The organism is Achromobacter marplatensis (assembly GCF_002209535.1).
In the GTDB taxonomy this organism is placed as follows: Bacteria; Pseudomonadota; Gammaproteobacteria; order Burkholderiales; family Burkholderiaceae_B; genus Achromobacter; species Achromobacter marplatensis.
The window spans coordinates 458,530-477,672 of sequence record NZ_NJIG01000002.1; the positions used below are offsets into that span (position 1 = coordinate 458,530).

13 protein-coding genes are annotated in these 19,143 nt (G+C 65.4%); 8 read left to right on the plus strand and 5 right to left on the minus strand.

All coding sequences use genetic code 11. The features are described from left to right. Positions 1 to 134: 134 nt before the first annotated feature. Both CEY09_RS05675 and CEY09_RS05680 read left to right on the plus strand, forming a co-directional pair. Positions 135 to 6,122, plus strand: a complete 5,988-nt coding sequence (locus CEY09_RS05675) for a DUF3320 domain-containing protein (protein ID WP_088587880.1) — start codon at positions 135 to 137, stop codon at positions 6,120 to 6,122. A 335-nt stretch (positions 6,123 to 6,457) separates the two neighbouring features. Further along, a complete protein-coding gene (locus tag CEY09_RS05680; protein ID WP_234818231.1) occupies positions 6,458 to 7,180 on the plus strand; it encodes an META and DUF4377 domain-containing protein in 723 nt (240 codons plus the stop codon). A 76-nt stretch (positions 7,181 to 7,256) separates the two neighbouring features. Here the strand turns inward: CEY09_RS05680 and CEY09_RS05685 are convergent, their stop codons facing one another. From CEY09_RS05685 to CEY09_RS05705, 5 genes are all read right to left on the minus strand, one after another. Further along, positions 7,257 to 7,688, minus strand: coding sequence for a hypothetical protein (locus CEY09_RS05685; RefSeq protein ID WP_088587882.1), 432 nt, complete (start codon positions 7,686 to 7,688; stop codon positions 7,257 to 7,259). An 85-nt stretch (positions 7,689 to 7,773) separates the two neighbouring features. Next, the gene (locus tag CEY09_RS05690; RefSeq protein ID WP_088587883.1) at positions 7,774 to 10,236 is read right to left on the minus strand and encodes a penicillin acylase family protein; all 2,463 of its coding nucleotides are present in this window, start codon (positions 10,234 to 10,236) and stop codon (positions 7,774 to 7,776) included. 292 nt (positions 10,237 to 10,528) lie between these two features. Further along, complete coding sequence (locus CEY09_RS05695; protein WP_088587884.1) at positions 10,529 to 11,185, minus strand: cysteine hydrolase family protein; 657 nt, start codon at positions 11,183 to 11,185, stop codon at positions 10,529 to 10,531. 156 nt (positions 11,186 to 11,341) lie between these two features. After that, a complete protein-coding gene (locus tag CEY09_RS05700) occupies positions 11,342 to 12,049 on the minus strand; it encodes a TehB-like domain-containing protein (RefSeq protein WP_088588054.1) in 708 nt (235 codons plus the stop codon). Positions 12,050 to 12,163: 114 nt separating this feature from the next. Further along, the gene (locus CEY09_RS05705) at positions 12,164 to 12,883 is read right to left on the minus strand and encodes a Crp/Fnr family transcriptional regulator (RefSeq protein ID WP_088587885.1); all 720 of its coding nucleotides are present in this window, start codon (positions 12,881 to 12,883) and stop codon (positions 12,164 to 12,166) included. A gap of 61 nt (positions 12,884 to 12,944) precedes the next feature. On the opposite strand from CEY09_RS05705, the gene CEY09_RS05710 reads away from it, so the two are divergent. The 6 genes from CEY09_RS05710 (at position 12,945) to CEY09_RS05735 (ending at position 19,132) form a co-directional block, all read left to right on the plus strand. After that, on the plus strand, positions 12,945 to 13,949 hold the full coding sequence (locus CEY09_RS05710; RefSeq protein ID WP_234818232.1) for a substrate-binding domain-containing protein: 1,005 nt from the start codon (positions 12,945 to 12,947) through the stop codon (positions 13,947 to 13,949). Continuing rightward, positions 13,946 to 14,725, plus strand: coding sequence for an ABC transporter permease (locus tag CEY09_RS05715; RefSeq protein WP_088587887.1), 780 nt, complete (start codon positions 13,946 to 13,948; stop codon positions 14,723 to 14,725). Before CEY09_RS05710 ends, CEY09_RS05715 begins: the two co-directional genes overlap by 4 nt. 1 nt (position 14,726) lies before the next feature. Continuing rightward, positions 14,727 to 15,353, plus strand: coding sequence for an ATP-binding cassette domain-containing protein (locus CEY09_RS05720; protein ID WP_234818239.1), 627 nt, complete (start codon positions 14,727 to 14,729; stop codon positions 15,351 to 15,353). Positions 15,354 to 15,387: 34 nt separating this feature from the next. Continuing rightward, positions 15,388 to 15,831 carry a CopD family copper resistance protein gene (locus tag CEY09_RS05725; protein ID WP_088587889.1) on the plus strand — a complete coding sequence of 148 codons (444 nt, stop codon included), beginning with the start codon at positions 15,388 to 15,390 and terminating at the stop codon, positions 15,829 to 15,831. Positions 15,832 to 15,864: 33 nt separating this feature from the next. Then, a complete protein-coding gene (locus CEY09_RS05730) occupies positions 15,865 to 18,003 on the plus strand; it encodes a TonB-dependent receptor family protein (RefSeq protein ID WP_088587890.1) in 2,139 nt (712 codons plus the stop codon). 79 nt (positions 18,004 to 18,082) lie between these two features. After that, positions 18,083 to 19,132, plus strand: coding sequence for a hypothetical protein (locus tag CEY09_RS05735; protein ID WP_088587891.1), 1,050 nt, complete (start codon positions 18,083 to 18,085; stop codon positions 19,130 to 19,132). Positions 19,133 to 19,143 lie beyond the last annotated feature (11 nt).

The window sequence follows — 19,143 nt, forward strand, 5'->3', positions numbered from 1 at the left end:
GATTGACGCGCACGCACACGCGAATATTCCGCTTGTAATGACTGTTACCCGGCGCCGCCATTCGATACGGCTTTAGAATTCGTCCTTGCAGATTAGAAATGGGGCCAGCGCCCCGTATTCGCAGAGAGATATCGATGGATAAGCGACAAGACCTGGAACCGCCGGCGATCCAGGAAGGCGCGGCGCATGCCGCTGGGTTGAACACGCCCGACGCCATCGCCATCACGATCGAATCTGACCCGACGCTGGGCTACGCGTCCATCCAGAATGCCGTCCCCATCGTCCGGTCCCTGCGGTTGACCAACCGTGCGCCGCAGGCCTTCGAGAACATCGAAGTGCATATCCGCTGCAATCCCGCTTTTGCGCAAAGCGTGAAGCTGCGCTTCGACAAACTGGTGCCAGGTGAAGTCCGCCGCATCTCGCCGTTGGACCTGACGCCCGACCATGCTTATGTGGCCGACCTGCAAGAGGCCGTGCGCGCCAGCATCGACGTGGCGGTGCAGGCCGGCACGCAGGAACTGGGCCACGCGTCGCAGCCGATCACCGTATTGGCCTATGACCAGTGGGCCGGCACGCGCGCCTTGCCCGAGCTGCTGGCCGCGTTCTCGATGCCGAACAATCCCGCGGTGGACGTGCTGATCGGCAAGGCGTCCAAGCTGCTGCGCGCGCAGCATGCCGATCTGCAGATGAACGGATACCAGTCCAAGAGCCGCGATGTGGTCTGGAAGCAGGTGTCGGCCATCTACAGCACGCTGGCCGCGGAGTCCCTGCATTACGCCGAGCCGCCCGCGTCCTTCGGCGTGGACGGCCAGAAGATCCGTACGCCGGACCGCATCATGGAAGCCCGCGTGGCCACCTGCCTGGATCTGGCCATGCTGTTCTCGTCCTGCCTGGAGCAGGCCGGGCTGCGCCCGGTCATCCTGATGAAGGACGGCCACGCCTGGGTCGGCGTATGGCTGCATCAGGCGTGCTTCGCGGATCCGCTGACCGACGACGTGCAAGCGGTGCGCAAGCGCGTGGACAGCGGCGAATTCCTGGTCTTCGAAACCACCGGCATCGCACAGCACCCGAACTTCCGCCCATCCCTGCGCCTGGCGCTGGAGCAGGGCGCCGCCCATCTGCGCGAAGAGGACACGTTCCGCTACGCCATCGACGTGCACCGTGCGCGCGAACTGCAGATCAAGCCCCTGCCGTCGCGCGCAGTATCGGTGACGCCGGGCGACGCGGATGAGGTCGAACGTCCTGCGGCCATCGAGCCCACGCCCGACCTGCCGCCGCTGGACCCCGAGTTCGTCATCAGCCTGGAGCCCGCCGACGACACGCCGGAAGGCCGGCTGGCCAAGTGGAAATCGCGGCTGCTGGACCTGACGCTGCGCAACCGGCTGCTGAACTTCAAGCTGACCAAGTCCACGCTGCCCCTGGTCGTGCCCGACCTGGGCCGGCTGGAAGACGCCATCGTCGATGGCAGCGAATTCCGCATCCGCCCCTTGCCTGCCGCATTGATGGAAGGCAACGATCCGCGCGTGGCCGATGTGCACCAGAGCCGGGGCGGCCGCGCGCCGTTGGACGACATGGCGCTGGAGGCACTGGGCAACAAGGAACTGATCGCGCGCGTCACGCAGGAAGCGCTGGACGCCAACCTGCTGGCCATCTTTGGCGCGGCGCGCACCGGCCTGGAAGAGGGCGGCGCCAACACGCTGTATCTGGCGATGGGCATGCTGCGCTGGACGGAAAGCCCTGGCGCGGAAAGCGCGCACCTGGCGCCGCTGATCCTGGTGCCGGTGTCGTTGCAGCGCCAGTCGGTGCGCAGCGGCTTCCGCCTGGTCCGCCACGATGACGAGACCATCATCAACCCCACGTTGCTGCAGATGCTGCGCAACAACTACGAACTGCGCATCCCGGGCCTGGACATCCTGCCCGCCGACGACAAGGGCGTGGACGTGGCCCGCGTGCTGCAGGCCTTCCGTCTTGCCGTGCGCGAGATCGCTGGCTGGGAAGTGCTGGAACAGGTGCACCTGGGGATTTTCTCGTTCACCAAGTATTTGATGTGGAAGGACCTGCAGGACCGTACCGAGCAGCTGAAAGCCAACCGCGTCGTCAAGCACCTGATCGATCATCCGGGGCAGGCCTTCGCGAAGGAACCCCTGGATGCGCGCTTTGACCGGCTGGACGACAGCTACAAGCCTGAAGACCTGCTGACCCCGCTGCTGTCCGACTCGTCGCAGCTGAAAGCCATTTGCGCCGTCGACGCCGGCCGCGACCTGGTGCTGGAAGGCCCGCCGGGCACCGGCAAGAGCCAGACCATCACCAACCTGATCGCGCACTTGCTGGCCCGCGGCAAGACCGTGTTGTTCGTGTCCGAAAAAATGGCGGCGCTGGAAGTCGTGCACCGTCGGCTGGCCAACATCGGCCTGGGGCCGTTCTGTCTGGAGCTGCATTCGTCCAAGGCGCGCAAAGCCGAGGTATTGCAACAGCTGGGTAAAGCGCTGGACCATAGCGGCCAGCGCACCAGCGACGACTGGGCCCGCGAGGCCGAGCGCCTGTCCGTGCTGCGCCAGGACCTGAACGGACTGGTGGACGCGCTGCATCACGAGCATCCCAACGGCCTGACGGTATTCGACGCCATCGGCACCTGCATTCAGAACGCCGGACGCGACCCGTCGCCGATGTCGTGGCCGGACGGGCAGGCGCATGAGCGCCGGGAACTCGCGCAACTGCGCGAGACCGCAAGGCGCATGGCGACCTTGTCAGGCGAGTTGGGCACGCTGCTTGGCCACCCGCTGGCGCACATCGGCATGGCGGAATGGAGCCCCAGTTGGCAGGATGCGCTGCTGGCGGCGGCGCAGGCGCTGGATCAGGCGATTGCCGGGTTCCAGCAGCACGCCGTGGCGGCGGGCGACGACCTGGGCGTGCCGGCCGCCGGCCTGAGCCTGGACGCCTATGCCAGGCTGGACCAATTGATCGACGTGCTGCTGGCCGCCCCGCAAGTGCCCCTTGGATTGGCGGCGCAGGCGCACGATGCTTCGGCGCGCTTCCAGGTGCAGGCCATGGTGCGCCACGGGCTGGCGCGCAACGCGCACTGGGCGCAGGTGGGTGGGCAATGGAACGCGCAGTTGGCGGAATTGGACGCCAATGTGCTGAAGGCCGAATGGCTGGCCGCGTGTTCGGCGTGGTGGCCGAAGTCCGTGTTCGCCAAGGGCGGCATCCGCAAGCGCCTGGCCGCCTACCGCACGGATTCGCAACGCCCGGACGACGCGGCGATCAGCGCGGTGCTGACGCCGCTGGCATTGGTCAATCTCGAAGACCGCGAGCTTGCTGTCCAGAAAGCCGATGCCCAGCGCCTGCTGCAGGATTCCTATACGGGTCTGAATACGGATTGGGATCAGGTTCAACGCCACGAGCAATGGGCGCATCGCTTTGCCGAGGCCGTCACGCGGGTCGCGGGCGATGCCGCCACGGCGGCCGATCTGCGCACGCGGTTGCAGGCGCTGGTGGGCGAGAACCGCGCCTTTCTGCAACCGGGCGCGGCGCTGGGCAAGCGGCTGCTGGATTACCGCAATGCATGGCGCGCCTTGCAGGACAGGCTTGCCGACGTCGACACGCGGGCAAAGCCCACCGAGGCCTTGTCGGGTGGCGCGGATGCCAACGGCGCGCTGGAACGCATCCAGGCAGTCATCGCCGGCTGGCGCCACAACAAGCAGTTCCTGATGCCCTGGTGCGTGTGGCGCGAAGCCCGCGAACAGGCGATCGGTGCACAACTGCAAGGCCTGGTCGCGTCGCTGGAACAGGGCCGCGTTCCGCTTGCGCAGGTGGAAGCGCATTTTGAATTCAGCTACCGCAATTGGTGGGTGAAGAAGGTCATCGATCATTCGCCGGTGCTGCGGTCGTTCTCCAGCGCCGACCACGAACGCAAGATCCGCGAATTCCGCGATGCCGACGACCGCTTCCAGACACTGACGTCGGCCTATATCGCCGCGATGCTGGCCGGCAAGGTGCCCGCCGGCAACGGCATCCTGGTCAGCCCCGACAGCGAGCTGGGACTGCTGCGGCGCGAGCTGCAGAAGAAGGCGCGCCACGTTCCCGTGCGCCAGTTGATGCAACGCCTGCCGTCGCTGTTGCCGAAGCTCAAGCCCTGCCTGCTGATGTCGCCGTTGTCTGTTGCGCAATACCTGGACGCGGGCCATTCGCAATTCGACGTGGTGGTGTTCGACGAGGCGTCGCAGATTCCGGTGTGGGATTCCGTCGGCGCCATCGCGCGCGGCCAGCAACTGGTGGTGGTGGGCGATACCAAGCAACTGCCGCCCACCAGTTTCTTCAGCAAGTCCGCGCCCGAAGAAGACGGCGCAGGCGACGACGGGCAGGTCGAGGACCTGGAGAGCATCCTGGATGAATGCCTGGGTGCCGACATGAACCGCCTGCGCCTGCAGTGGCACTACCGCAGCAAGCACGAAAGCCTGATCACCTTCAGCAACGTCACCTACTACGACTCGCAGCTGATTACCTTCCCGTCGCCCGTCACCGACGACGTGGCCGTGCGCCTGGAGAAGGTGGCCGGTGTCTATGACCGGGGCGGCAGCCGCACCAACCGCCGCGAAGCCGAAGCCATCGTGCAGGGCATCGAACAGCATTATCTGGACAAGTCCCGCCGCCGTCAGACGCTTGGTGTGGTCACGTTCAACCAACCCCAGCAATCGCTGATCGAAACCCTGCTGGACGCCCGCCGCCGCGCGAGCGCCGACCTGGACAAGGCCATTTCGGCCCAGTCCCGCGAGCCGCTCTTCATCAAGAACCTGGAGAACGTGCAGGGCGACGAGCGCGATGTCATCTATTTTTCGATCACCTTCGGCCCGGATGCCGCCGGCAAGATGACGATGAACTTCGGGCCGCTGAATGGCGAGGGCGGCCATCGGCGCCTGAACGTCGCGATTTCGCGCGCTCGGGAAGGCGTGGTGATCTACAGCACGCTAATGCCGGAACAGATTGACCTGTCGCGCGTGCGGGCGACCGGCGTGCGGGATCTGAAGCATTACCTGGAGTTTGCGCTGAAGGGGCCGCGCGCCCTGGTCGAGCAGTCGTTGCCCACGGGGCGCGAGCCGGACAGCCCGTTTGAAACTCAGGTTATCAAAGTGCTGCGCAATCACGGTTGGACCGTGCATCCGCAGGTGGGGTGTTCGGGATACCGGATCGACATGGGCGTGGTGGATCCACGCGCGCCCGGCAGGTATCTGATGGGCATCGAATGCGATGGGCGCGCCTACCACTCGGGCGCCACGGCGCGCGACCGTGACCGCCTGCGGCAGGTGGTGCTGGAAGGGTTGGGTTGGCGCCTGCACCGGGTCTGGTCGACCGACTGGTGGATCAACCCCGAGCGGGAAGTGGAAAAGATCCTGGCCCGCTTGAACGCGGAGCTGGAGCGCAAGGTCGACGAGGAGCCGGAAGCGGAAGAGGTTGAGGAAGCCGTCCAGCCGAGCGCGCCCGACAGCGGCCGCCCCGTGGAATTCGTGATCACGACGGAGGAGGGCGCCTGGGCCGCCGAGCACGGCGCATCGGCTTCTGCCAGCACGCCTGGCGGGTTCGAGGTGTACCCCCCGGCGGCACTGGAAGGCGGGGACTCAGAGGCGTTCTACAGCCGCGCCAACAACAGCCAGGTGACCGAGCAGCTGCGTGTGGTGATTGAAACCGAAGGGCCGATTGCCGAAACCGTGCTGCACCGTAAGGTGGCGCGCGCCTGGGGCCTGGAGCGCACGGGCGTCAGGATCGTTGAACGGCTGCGTACGCTGACGCCGATGGACGTGGGGCAGACCGAGGAAGGCGAAACCACCTTCTACTGGCCGGCGGGCGTGAAGCCTGAGGAATGGACGGGCTTTCGCGGGGCGGGCGAAGACGACGCGACGCGCCGACGGATCGACGACGTGTGTGTCCAGGAACTGGCCAACGGCGTCTTGCATGTGCTGGCGATGACTGGAAACTCGCCGAAGGCGGATGTGATCAAGTCGGTGTGCCGGATGCTGGGCATGGCGCGGACCTTGGCGGATGCGGAAGCGCGGGTCGAGCGGGCGGTGTATGCGTTGACGCAGCGGGGCGTGGTGCGGGAAGAGATGGGGATGCTGCGGGTCGCGTAGCCCGATGGCGTAAGGTGTCAGACTGTAAGCGCCCGCGGGTCGTCAGCGGCTTGTCAGGGCAGGCCCTGATTTCTGCCAGGGCAGCAGGGCAAACGGCTGCCTGCGGCGCGCAGCCGTCGCCATCCGGCCGCAAATCGGTTGGCAAGATTTTGAAACGGTCTGGAAGCCGGTTCGCCAAATTCGTCCACGCTGCGAACGTAGAATTCCGCTTTTCATCAGTGCCATCCGGCTTACAGGAACGAACCATGAAAAAAATAATCCTCCTTGCGTCCGCATGCGCCGCGCTGCTTCAAGCTTGCGCCCCGGTTTCCTCCCCTAGCGAAGGATCGTCCTCCATGCCCACTCCTGCCGTCACGTCGCCCGCCAGCCAATTGACCCTGCCCGCCTACTACTGGCGTCTGGCTTCCGCTACCGATACGTCGGGCAAGCCGGTCGCCGCGTTGCAGAAGGGGATCGAGCATCAGTTGCGCCTGACGTTCTCGAACGACGCCCTGAACATCCGTGGTGGCTGCAATGCGCAATTCGGCGGCTACCGTTATCAGAACGGCGTGCTGCATGTGAATAACCTGGCGTCCACGATGAAGGCGTGCGAACAAAGCCTGATGCAGCTGGATGCCGAGATCAACGAGCGGATGAAGGGCGACCTGCGCGCCACGCTGTCCGGCGATACCGCCGAGCCCGCGTTGGAGCTGGTCGGGCAGGATGGCACCGTCCTGAAGTTCGTCGGCGAACCCACGCCCGAGACGCTGTACGGCAGCGCCGGCGAAACCATCTTCCTGGAAGTCGCGGCCAAGAAGGCGGAATGCAGCCATCCGATGATTCCCAACTACCAGTGCCTGATGGTGCGCGAGCGCCGCTACAACGAAGCTGGCGTGCAGCAGCCGACGCAGGACAAGTGGCATCCGCTGTACCAGTCCATCGAAGGCTTTGAGCACAAGGACGGCGTGCGCACCGTGCTGCGCGTGAAGCGTTACGACTGGAAGAACCCGCCCGCCGACGCGCCGTCGAAGGTGTATGTGCTGGACATGGTCGTGGAGCAGGACGCGTCCAAGAAGTAAGGGCCGACGCTTTGGCCCTTTGTCAGGATGCCCGAGCGCTGTGCGCGCTCGGGCCTGTTCCCGCTGGACTCCTGCGTCACCGCCGCTTTGCGCGGGCTCGCAGGTCGTCGCGCACTGCGGCGTAGCTGCAGTAGCGGGCGAAATCCCGCTTGGCGAACGCCAGGTACAGCCCCGTTGCGATCATGAAGGCGCTGAAGATCGATACGTACAGCAGGCGATCGGGGGCGTCTTGCAGCAGCCCTAACGCCAAGTACAGGTTGAGGACCCCGAAGCCCAGCAGCAGCGCCATCAAGATCCAGCGCGCCCACGGGCTGCCGCGGTACAGCCACGCCAGTAGAAGCGCGGGCAGCAACAGTTTCTTCACCGCCGAGAAATCGCCTTGCAGCACGGCCAGGATTTCGTAGCTGAGGGCGGCCAGCGTGCCGGCCAGGACGATGAACCAGAAGCGCCGTTCGCTGGGCTGCCGGCGCTCGGTCGGTCGGGTGCCGGTAAGGGTTCTTTCGGTCATGCGGTCTCCATTAAAAGATGAAAAATGCCGGGCCGCGACATCGTCCTTGCGTCGCGGCCCGGCGCCGGTCAGTCATGCCGCCTTCTCAATTCCCGGACGGCCGCAGCGTCAGCGTATCCGCGCGCTCGCTGTCCACCTTGGCGCGGCTGAAGGCCATGGGGAAGTACTCCCCGGTGGCCCAGCCCTTCAGCAGATCCTGATAATGCGGGCTGCGCGGATCGGCCGATTGCCCCGGCACGTTCTGGACACGTGAGTTATCCCAGTTGGCCACGTCGATCACCTGGCGGTACGACGAGCCGCTGATCTGGCGGAAGTCGCTCTTGCGGAACGTGCCGCGATGCACCGTGTCGTTGTCGCCGCCCACCGGATAGCGCGGGGTGCCATAGGCCTTTGCCGTGTCGGGCGGCAGCAGGCTGGCGAGACTGTGCTCGAACTGGATGTGATGCAGCTTGCCCCATTGCCATTGCGTCGAGTCCGGTCCCAGCGTGGCGCGCAGCTTCATCACCCCATCAGCCAGCGCCTGCAGCAGCAGCGCGTCCCGCCCTTGCTCCGGCCGAGGGCCGAACGCGGCATCGGGGGTAGCCAGCTTTTCCAGCGTCTTGCGGGTGGAGAGTTCGCCGAAGGCGGCTCGCCCATTTGCCGGCACGTAAAGATCCGTCACGCGCTTGACGACTTCGGGCAGCCAGAACGCGTAGACCGAGGCGGCTCGCGACTCGGTGCCCATGCGGGCGTCCCAGTCCTTGAGCAGGCCCAGGGCGTCATTCAAGGCGGGGTCGGCGGCGTTCAGGGACTTGGCATAGCCCATCAGCGTGCGGGCGGGAATCGACAGATTGTCGTATTGCAGGTCCTGGGATTGCTGCACCGTCAGGCCTTTACCGTCGGCCAGCACCTCGCGGATGCGCTGCACGCGGTAGGGTTCGGCCCAGGTGCGTGCCGACATTTCCTTGTAGGCAAAGTCGGCGGGCAGGTTGTACTCGTTGGCGGTCGCCACATAGCCTTCGGGCGGGTTGAAAGCCCGGGGCAGCGCGCTGCCCGGCAGGATGCCGCGCCATTCGAAATCGCCGTTGCCCGGCACCGGCAACATGCCTGACCAGTCGCCGCGCGGACGGATCGGCGCGATGCTGCCGCCAAACCAGCCGATGTTGCCGTCCACGTCGGCATACACCATGTTTTCGCTGGGTGTGTAGTGCTTTTCCATGCCGGCGACGAACTCGTTCCAGTTCTGCGCCTGATTCAGCCGCAGGCTGGCCAGATAAGCGGCGGTTCCCGGGTATTCCAGATAAGCCGCGCGCAAGGCATAGGCCTTGTGACGCACCAGGTCTTCGTGGATCACCGGGCCGTGGCGCGTGAATTTCAGGTTGCGGACGGCGGGCGTTGCGCCGCGCACGGGGATGGACTCGTCAACCTGGCGCATCTTCTCCCAGCCGCCCTGGTAGCGGTATTCGCCGGGATTGGCTGGGTTGGTGTCATAGACGTAAAGGTCTTCTTCGTCCCCGAATGCGAAGATGGTCAGGCCGAAGGCGATGCGGTCGTTGTGGCCCATGGACACGCCCGGCAGCGCGGGTTCTCCGGCGCCGATCACGTTCCAGCCCGGCGCGTTCAAGTGCACCATGTAGCGCAGGGACGGCATCGTAATGGACCGGTGCGGGTCGCCGGCCAGGATGGGCTTGCCGCTGGCGGTGCGCTGGCCGCCGATTGTCCAGTTGTTGCTCTCATAGCGGGTCGCCATCGGATCGAAATCCGCGTCCAGCGATGCCAGCCTGTTTTCCGACAAGGCGCTGGCGAGCTTCACCCGTTCATCTTCCGCCAACGGACTGCGCGGGAAGTCGGCCGCAACGAATTTCTGGCCGTCGCGCGCCAGCGTGTAGTTGGCAAGTACCGTCTTGTCGATCTGGCGCACGTCCAGGCCCGCCGGCACCTGCAGCGCCAAGGGCGGCTCGAACGTGCTCAGCCCCTGCACGTTGTTCAGCCCCAAGCTGGCGACCTGCTGCGCCATCTTGACTTCCTCATTGACGTTGCGCGTCAGCGCGTAGATGCGGATCAGCGAGGTCTCGGGGCTCCAGTATCCGGGTTCGGTGCCGGTCAGCTTGAATTCCGGCGGCAGTTGCTCCGGATTGGCCTTCACCCAGTTCACATAGGCGTTGATGCCGTTGGCGAACGCGGTCAGGATGGCCTTGCCTTCAGGGTGGTAACTGGCGAATTCGGCCTGCATGTCGCCACGGAAGAGGAACAGGCGCGCGGCGCGATCCTGTTCGATGAAGCGCGGCCCGAACTGTTCGGCCATTTTGCCTTCACCCTGGCGGCGCCACAGGTCCAGCTGCCACAAGCGGTCGCGCGCAGCGGTAAAGCCCTGGGCGAAGAACAGGTCATTCTGGTTCTGCGCATAAATGTGGGACACGCCGTGCTTGTCCCTGACGATATCCACGGGCTGGGACAGCCCGGCCATATCGATGGTGTCTTTCTTGCCGCCGGGCGCGGCGCAGCCGGCCAGTACGACAATCAGCCCACTCGCCAGCAATGCGGCGATCCTGCGATTAAGAAAACGCATGGCTCCTCCTCCGGTTTATAGCTTTTGTATTCGCCTGCGGGCCCCGGAGCGTCGTGCCGCCGGATGTCCGTGCAAGCAAGCCATACAACTAAATCAGGCGTGGCGGCAGAGGTGTTTTATTTGATGAAATTTGGGAAAGCTTGTAACACGGAGAAATGCGGGGGCATGGTCGCCGTTTCTCGCCAGCCGGACTCGGGGCGTCGTTGCCGGTCAGAACGGGCGGCATGAACCCTCGGAAGGGAATTGCAGTTTGATACTTATTTAGGGGGTCCGGGCGCGTCTACGCAACACGCTACGTGGGATCGGAATCATGGCCGGGCCGCGTGGATGGTCGGTCGAGCCATGACAAGGCGTCGGCCAGCGACAGCACCGTCGTGCGCGACGCGAACGCCGTCGCAAAAAGGTGGTCATGCACCACCTGATCCGGGTCGTAGCAGCAGTCCTTGACGGTCAGCAGGCGGAAGTCCGCATCGCTGGCGTACGCCACTGACGACAGCACGACCCCGGTTGACGCGATCCCCACCATCATCAACGTATCGATACCTTGCGCGGAAAGCCGGACTTGCAGGTCGGTGCCGAAGAACACGCTGGCGCGATGCGCGATGATGAGTGGTTCACTGGGCAGCCTGCCGAGTTCCGGCGAGACTTGGTCGCCCACGAAGAGCCCCAGCTGCTTGATTCCTTGCCCGTTCTTGTTCAAGGGGCTGACTTCGGGATAGCCGGGGCTGAACTGGATATTGGCGAAATAGACGCTGACGCCGGTTTGCCGGACCGCATCGCACAGGCTGCGCGTGTTGGCAAGCAGGGCGGGGGCGACCGAGGGGAAGAGCCCAAGGATATCGGTCTGGTAATGCATGACCAGCAACGCGGTCCGCGCCGGCACGAGCGCCGGGAGTTGTCCGTCCGTACGCCGTCCCGCGACAGTGTCTTCCCCGTCGGGTTCCTGCATAGCCGAATCGGCCGGTCTGGGTTCCATGGAAGGCGACATGAGAAGGTCCGCGGTCGGAAAGACGATTGAATCTACCACGACCCTCGTCAGGCATGGCGCGTCTGTCAGGGACCTGTGGGCGTGGTTTGTTGTCGGCGCGACAGGGCGTCAGGCCCCCTATTCCTTGTCCTCGGCCCGGCAGAATGTGATCTGGAAGCTTCCCGGCAGTTCAAACGCCACGTGGTGCCGCGCCTGCGGCTGGATCAGCACCTGTTGTCCGGCAGCCAGCACCACCTGGGCGTGCGGCGGATCATCCTGCGTGTAGCGCAACAGGCCGGCATGCACGGTCAGCAAACCCCAGGTACCGGCTTTGGTCGCATGCGCCGTTTGCAGGCTGGCCGGCAGGTTGTCCGGCGTGAACATCGGGCTGTCACGATAAGGGCGCACGCCGTCAGGCAAGGTGTTCGGCAGGGCGGGGGGCGTTGGGGCCTGCCGCTGCTGCCAGATGCTCCAGAGCTTGGCGGCAATGCGCTCGGCCATGGCGTCGGCCTGTGTTTGCAGGGCCGGGATGCCAAGTTCGGCGGTGACGCCGTGGAACAAGGCAAGCCAGCGCTGGAACAGCGGCCAGGACAGATCCGGGATCCGCGCATGCGCCGGGATGGGTGCGCCCTTGAAGCGACGCGTGCCCAGTAGCAGCGACGACCAGAAGTCGCACAGCATGTCCAGGTGCAGGTCCCAATCCGCGACCCGGGCGTTGAAAATGGGTCCCAGCGCATCGTCTTGGCGCACCTTGGCGTAGAAGCGGTGCACCAGTTGCCGGATGTCTGCTTCGGTGAAGGGAGGGGCCGCCTGCTCAGGCGTTGGAGGGAAGTCGGAGACGGGCATGGCGAGCCAGGGGAAAGGACTGGCCTGCATTGTGCGGCGCGGGCGGGGAGGGCGCCGATGACGAAAGTCATTGGAGGTGCGCGATCCCTTGCCGCGATGCGCGTCGCCCGCGACTCAAAACGGCCGTTTCGCTGTCGTCGCCAGCTTGGCCAGATGGGCCGGGTCGCGCACGGCCCATTGACGGCGCTGTCCGCTGATGTAGCCCTGCGTCTGCCAGTCATTGAGCAGGCGGCTCAGGGTTTCGGCCCGGATGCCCAGGTGCGCGGCCAACTGGCGCTGGTTCAGCGGCAACGTCAGGGCGTCACCATGGCGCTCGCGCAGCCCCATCAAGTAGTTGGCCAGACGTTCGGGCGCGGAGCTGGACGTCATCCAGTCCACCTTGTTGACCTGGTCGTACAGGCTTTTGCTAAGGCCGGCCAACAGCTTGAGCGCCAGGTCCGGCCAACGCCTGCACGCCTCGTGCAATTGGTGCCGGCTTAGCCGCCAGCCCTGCAGCAGGGTGCGGGCGCGCGCCTGCATGGGGTAACGGCCATGCGGCATGAACATGGCCGCCTCGGCCATCAACTGGCCAGGCTCGAACACGCGGAACACGCGCTCGTCGCCGTTGTAGCTGTAGCGCATGACCTCGGCCTGGCCGCTTTCGATCAACAAATAGTAGAGGGCGTCGTCGCCTTCGCCGAACAGGACTTGCCCCGCGTCGGCGCGCAAGGCCATGGCGCCGCGCAACAACTCCGCGGCGACTTCCGGGCCCGTGCCGGGAGGCAGGCCCTGCAGCAGCGGATGACCTGCCAGCAAGGCGAGGGCGGCCGGCCCGGGCAGATTGATATTTGTCATTCTGGGTCTTTCAACATGAATGCGAGAATCTTAAATGATAACAATTCGTGTTTGATATTTAATGACAAACTCGCATATGCGCCGCCGATTCTGCGGGGCGGCCCTGGGCACGGCGCTGCTGTCCAGCCTGCCCATCGTACGCGCGTCGCCAACGCGACGCCCTGCGACGCTGACACTGGCTGGCCCCGCTGCCGTGGTCAGCTACCCGTTGATGCACATGGCGGCCACGGGGGCACTGGCCACCCACACCGAGCAATTGCGCTTCCGACTGTGGCAAACGCCGGACCAATTGCGCACGCTGCTGGTCAACGGAGACCTGGATTTCAGCGCGGCGCCCAGCACGCTGCCCGCCTTGCTGCACAACCGGGGCATGCCGGTGCGGCTGTTGAACATTTCAGTGTGGGGGATTCTTTGGCTGGTCAGCCGCGATCCGGCCGTGCAGACCTTCGACGACCTGGCCGGCCGTGACTTGCTGGTGCCCTTCCAGCGCGACTTGCCGGCCGTGTTGCTGGATACCTTGCTGGCCGCCCATGCCGAACGCGGCATGGCGCCTGTGGCGCTGCGCCACACGCGCGACGGCCAGGACGCGATCGCGTTGATGCTGGACGGCCAGGCCAGTCAGGCGCTGCTGGTCGAACCGATGGCGTCGCTGCTGTTGTGGCGGGCGCAACAGACCGAGCGGGCTCCGGCACTCCATCGCGGCCAAAGCCTGGAACAGGCCTGGCGCACTGCTTTTCCCGCGCAGCCTTCGCTGCCGCAGGCAGGCGTGATGGCTGCCGCCGGTGTCGCAGGCAACGCGGAGCTGTGCCTTGCCGTGGAACAGGCCTATGCCGCATCGGCGCGCTGGTGCGTCGCGCACCCCGCCGAGTGCGCCGCGTTGGTCCGCGGGTATCTGCCGCATTTGCCTCAGCCGGCGATCGAGAACGCCATTCTTGCGACGCGCCTGGAAAGCCGTAGCGCCCAGGATGCGCGCCCCGAACTCGAGGCACTGTACCGCTTGTTGGCTGGCCGTTTCCCGCAAGCCATCGGCGGCAAGCTGCCTCCCATTGGCTTCTACGGCCCATGAGCCCCGTCCCTGCCGTGCCGGCGCGTACTTCGCGCACCTGGAGCGCCGTCGGCGTATTGCTGATCGTGCTGGCCTGGCATGTGGCCGCGCGCCAGCTTGGGCCGTTGCTGATGGCGACGCCGTGGGAAGCGCTATGCGCCATCGTCCCGCTGGTGCAAAGCCCGCAGTTTTTCGCCAATGCGGGCGTCAGTTTGATGCGCATCGGCGTTGGCGTGCTGGCGGGCGCCTCCCTCGGCTTCACGGCGGGGGTGCTGGCCGGGCACAGCGCCCGCCTGCGCGGATTGATCGAACCGCTGCGTTGGTTGCTGATGGCCATGCCGCCCGTCGTGATCGTGGTGCTGGCCATGTTGTGGTTCGGCCTGGGTTCACCGATGGTGATCTTCATCACCACGCTGATGATGGCGCCCGGCATGTACGTCAATACCGTCAAGGGCATGCTGCACGTGGACAGGAATCTTATCGAGATGACCCACGTCTATCGCTACGGCCGCTGGCTGCGCCTGCGCCATCTGTATCTGCCCGCGCTTAGCGCCCCGCTCCTGGCCGCCTTGCTGATTGCTGCTTGCGGCGGCGTGCGGCTGGTGGTCATGGCGGAAGTGCTGGGCGCCGAAAACGGCGTGGGTTACGCGCTGGCCAACGCGCGCAGCACCTTCGACACCGCGGAACTGTTCGCGTGGGTGCTGCTGATCCTGGGCCTGGTGGCGGTGCTGGAATTCGCCTTCCTGCAGCCTTTGCAGCGCCGGTTGGGCCGGTGGATGGAGTCCAGCCGTGCTTGAGATGCAATCCCTATCCCTGCGCTACGGCGCACTCACCGTGCTGCACGACGTCAATCTGCGCTTGCGTCCCGGCGAGCGCCTGGGTCTGATCGGGCCCAGCGGCGCCGGCAAGAGCAGCCTGCTGCGTCTGGCTGCCGGACTGGTCCCCCCCAGCAGCGGAGCGGTGCGCAATGCCTTCCGGCATCCGGTCCTGATGTTCCAGGAGCCCCGCCTGCTGCCATGGCGCCATGCGCTGGACAACGTCGTCCTGCCGCTGCGGGGCGCTGGATACCCGCCGGCCAAGGCCCGTGCGTTGGCCCAGCATTGGCTGGCCCGCGTTGGCTTGGACGCCGCCATGCAGGCCTGGCCCGGCGAGCTTTCCGGCGGCATGGCGCAACGCGTGGCGCTGGCTCGCGCCCTGGCCCTTGCGCCCGATCTGCTGATGCTGGACGAACCGTTCAGCGCACTGGATCCCGCCCTGCGCCGGGAGCTTGCCGCTTGCTGCCGCGAGGAAATCGCCCGCAGCGGCGCTGCCCTGTTGTGCATCAGCCACGACCCCGAGGACCTGCGGGGGCTGGTCGACCGCTGCGTCATGGTGGACCGGGGGGGCGTCATGCCGATCGCGTTCGACGGCGTTCTCCAACCCTGACCGCTTGTCTGTCTTCTTTCCTTGGACCTTAGCCATGAATACTTATCCCTTGCTGCTTGTCCTGCACCTGTTCGCCGCGTTTGTCTTCGTGGGCACCGTCACTTTCGAAGTGCTGTTCCTGGAACCTGTGCAGAAGCGCTTGCCCGCTGACGTGCGCAAGGCGTTGGGCAGCCAGCTTGGGCCCCGCGTGCGCGCCGTGGTGCCGTGGGCGGTGCTGGTGCTGTATGCGGCCGGCCTGGGCATGGCCTGGCAATACCGCGGCGCGCTCGCCAGCCCCGGCAGTTCTTCCTTCGCGCTTTTGCTGTCCATCAAGATCGCGTTGGCCGCCAGCGTGCTGATCCACGTCGTCGTTGCGATGACATTGGCGCGCCGCCAGCGCTTGCACAGCGTGTTGCGCCGGCGCGTGCACATCAGCGTTTTCTGTCACATGGTCGGCATCGTCTTGCTGGCCAAAGCCATGTTCCATCTGTCCTGGTAATCCAGCCATTCAGCTTTTCGCGGAAGTACTGTCATGACGTCCCCCGTCTTGCGCCAATTGGCGTCCAGCCTCACGCTCAGCGCCCTCGGCTTGTCCGTGGCCTTCGCCCAGGAGGCCGCGCCCATCGCCACGGCGCCGGCCAGCCAACCCGTGCCCTCGCTAGCCCCCGTGGTCGTCTCCGGCCAAACCCTGACGCAGACCCTCGATCCCGGCCCGCAGCAAGTCAGGCAAGTCCTGCAGGCCGTGCCGGGCGGCACCAACCTGATCGAACCTCAGCAGGAGGTGCGCCTTGTCACCTTGCGCGATGCCCTGGACTATCAACCCGGCGTCATCGTGCAGGAATTCTTCGGCGGCTTGGATCAACCGCGCTTGAACATCCGCGGTTCCGGCATTCAAAGCAATCCGTTAAGCCGCGGCATCCTGCTGATGCAGGATGGCGTACCGCTCAATGACGCCGACGGCTCGTTCATCATCAGTTTGCTGGAGCCCCGCAATGCCGGCCTGGTCACCGTGCGGCGCGGCGCCAATGCGCTATCGCCAGGCGCCAGCACGCTGGGCGGTGAAGTCGATTTCCAGTCACTGGTGGGCACCCAGAGCGATGTGATCCGCTTGGGAGGCGGCAGCTTCGGCACGCGCAACCTCGCGCTCTCGAAGGGATTCGAAGACGAACGCATGGACGGCCGCATCAGCTTCGGCTACGACAAATCCGATGGTTACCGCCATCATTCCGCGTCCGAGCGGTCCAGCTTCCAGGGCAACCTGGGATTCCGCCGTGGCACGTTCGAGAACCGCACCTACCTGTCATATACCGACCTCAAGTTCGACATCCCCCAGCCCGTGCCCAAAGCGCGCATGTACGAGGATCCGCGCGGCGTGTTGGGTGACGGCGATTCGCCGCTGGATCTGAGCAACAACGTCTATAAGCGTGATCCGCATCGGGACACCAGCCAGTTCCGCCTTGCGAACCGCAGCTATTGGGGCAGTGATGCCCTGAACCAGACCGTGGGCCTGTACTGGCAGCGCACCGACGACGACTTCACCAATCCGCAGGTCGCGAACGTGACCGACGGTGATACCTATGGCCTGTTGTGGAAGTTGGCGGGCAAGGCCGGCAACGTCGACTACCGTGTCGCTCTCGACTGGCAACGCAGCGATATGGACCGCGACTTCTACGCCATTCGTCCCGCCGACGGCAGGCGCCTGCAGCGTTTCGGCGCCTACGACCTGCAAGCGGAAAACCGCAGCGCCCTGGTCGGCCTGGATTGGCATGTGACGCAACAACTCAGCCTGGTCGGCGACCTGAAATACACCCAGGCGGTGCGCGATGCCCGCGAGCGCAACACGGGCAAGACCCTGGACCAGGACTGGAGCTACGCCACCCCGCGCCTGGGCATCGTATGGCAGCCGGCCGCCGCCCAGCGGTGGTATGCCAACGTCAGCCGCAGCAATGAGGCGCCCACGTTCTGGGAAATCGTCAACGGCGAGGTGCCCGCGCCCATGAATCCTGCTACCGCCGTCACGTCGATGAGCAAGCTGGATTTGCAACGCGCGCTGACCTACGAATTGGGCGGCGACGGCGCCTTCAACCTGGCCGGCCGCGAGCAACATTGGACGGTGTCGCTGTACCGCAGCAAGGTGGACGATGAACTCATGTCCGTCACCAACGCCAACGGTACTCCGGCCGGCACCTACAACTATGGCGGCCAGACCCGGCACCAGGGCATCGAAGCCGGTCTCTACGGCAGTCTGCCCGCGCCGGGCGACGGCTTGCTCGATTACCGCGTGGCCTACACGTTCAGCGACTTCCGCTTCCGCTCCGGCGAATACCAAGGCAACCGCATTGCTGGCGTGCCGCGCCATCTGCTCAGCGCCGAAGTGATGTACCGCAAGGGGGGCTGGCGCGTGGGACCGAATGTGCGCTGGCTGATGAGCGACACCGAGACCAACCATGCCAACGCCGCCGGTACGCAGCAGAAGGCCTATGCGTTGCTGGGCTTCAAGGTGGCGTATGAGCACGACGCCCACTGGAGCGGATACGTGCAGGCGGACAACCTGACGGACAAGACGTACGCCAGCAGTTATGCGATACGCAACACGGCGACCGTGGCCATGCCCATTTTCCTGCCGGGAAACGGCAGGTCGCTGAGCGCGGGGGTAGCCTACCGGTTCTGAAATAAACTGCAGGCAAAGACGGGCTGCGCGGGCTGGTGCCGGCGGCGCTCGCACCACGCCAACCCTTGCCGTCCTTCCCATGCCCATCGCAGACCTTGCCGCCGCGCTCACCGCCCCGATCCTCACCGCTGATGATCTGGACTCGCTCGAGCAATTCTTCAACCGCCCCGAGGTTCGCGCGTTTTACGTGCACGCCCAGGACGCGGCACACACCAGCGCATCCCTGCAGACCTGCGTGGATCTGCTGCCCCGGCTGCACCCCAACCGCGCGTCGGCCCTGGCGCTGATGTGCGGGTCCCTGGTTGAAGACGATGCCGATCCCGCCATTCTTTTTCCGACGTTGCAATCGCTGCTGAGCCAGTGGCTGCAGACCCTGCGGCCCTATTGCGCGCAGGAAGTCGAAGCGGACGATGACGAGGTCGAGGAAGCCGACCGCCAGGCCTGGGCGGATGCGCAAGCGAAGATGGCCGCCGTTGCCGAAGACGAGCGCTGGCAGGTCGAAGCCCTGCATCAAGCCGTGGACGTCCTGGTCTTGCCCATGATGACGATGCTGATGCGCGACCAGGGCAACCATCAGGCCTTTGTATCGGACGACGCCTTGATGGGGTTGCTGCACCCCATGGCCACCAGCAACGACAGCCTGCCGTTCGAGCAACTGCATTACTTATGGATGGCGGCGCAAGTCAGCTACCTGGACGAATTGGTCGTAGTGATGCCTGCGTCCCGATCCGGCTTCGTCGTGCAAGCCCACGCCGTCAACAATACCTTCCACGCCTTCACGTTGCTGCAGATCATCATTGGCGAGCATGCCGAGGCCTTGGGTGTGAAGCGGGACATCGCGCCGCGCCAGCCCGATATGGAGCGGGACACCGCCGACTTCCAATGGCTGCAGATCGGCGCCTATGCCGATGGCGAACTGGTCCAGCCGATGCTGTGGGCCTGGGGCGAAGCGGCGTTGCGCCTCAACATGGCCAAGCATGGAAAGCGGGTGCTGGTTGCGCTGGAGACCGATGAGGGCACCCAGCGCAATTGGTCGGGATTCAACGGCATCATCCACGACGCGCAGCAGCCGTCGATGACGTTCAAGCGGTACCTGACGGCGGATGAGGTGACGTCTTATCTGGCTTGACCGCCCATGGC

Coding starts and splice junctions, on each gene's coding strand:
- CEY09_RS05675 (WP_088587880.1), top strand. CDS start 135: ATGGATAAGCGACAAGACCTGGAACCGCCGGCGATCCAGGAAGGCGCG.
- CEY09_RS05680 (WP_234818231.1), top strand. CDS start 6,458: ATGCCCACTCCTGCCGTCACGTCGCCCGCCAGCCAATTGACCCTGCCC.
- CEY09_RS05685 (WP_088587882.1), bottom strand. CDS start 7,688: ATGACCGAAAGAACCCTTACCGGCACCCGACCGACCGAGCGCCGGCAG.
- CEY09_RS05690 (WP_088587883.1), bottom strand. CDS start 10,236: ATGCGTTTTCTTAATCGCAGGATCGCCGCATTGCTGGCGAGTGGGCTG.
- CEY09_RS05695 (WP_088587884.1), bottom strand. CDS start 11,185: ATGCAGGAACCCGACGGGGAAGACACTGTCGCGGGACGGCGTACGGAC.
- CEY09_RS05700 (WP_088588054.1), bottom strand. CDS start 12,049: ATGCCCGTCTCCGACTTCCCTCCAACGCCTGAGCAGGCGGCCCCTCCC.
- CEY09_RS05705 (WP_088587885.1), bottom strand. CDS start 12,883: ATGACAAATATCAATCTGCCCGGGCCGGCCGCCCTCGCCTTGCTGGCA.
- CEY09_RS05710 (WP_234818232.1), top strand. CDS start 12,945: ATGACAAACTCGCATATGCGCCGCCGATTCTGCGGGGCGGCCCTGGGC.
- CEY09_RS05715 (WP_088587887.1), top strand. CDS start 13,946: ATGAGCCCCGTCCCTGCCGTGCCGGCGCGTACTTCGCGCACCTGGAGC.
- CEY09_RS05720 (WP_234818239.1), top strand. CDS start 14,727: ATGCAATCCCTATCCCTGCGCTACGGCGCACTCACCGTGCTGCACGAC.
- CEY09_RS05725 (WP_088587889.1), top strand. CDS start 15,388: ATGAATACTTATCCCTTGCTGCTTGTCCTGCACCTGTTCGCCGCGTTT.
- CEY09_RS05730 (WP_088587890.1), top strand. CDS start 15,865: ATGACGTCCCCCGTCTTGCGCCAATTGGCGTCCAGCCTCACGCTCAGC.
- CEY09_RS05735 (WP_088587891.1), top strand. CDS start 18,083: ATGCCCATCGCAGACCTTGCCGCCGCGCTCACCGCCCCGATCCTCACC.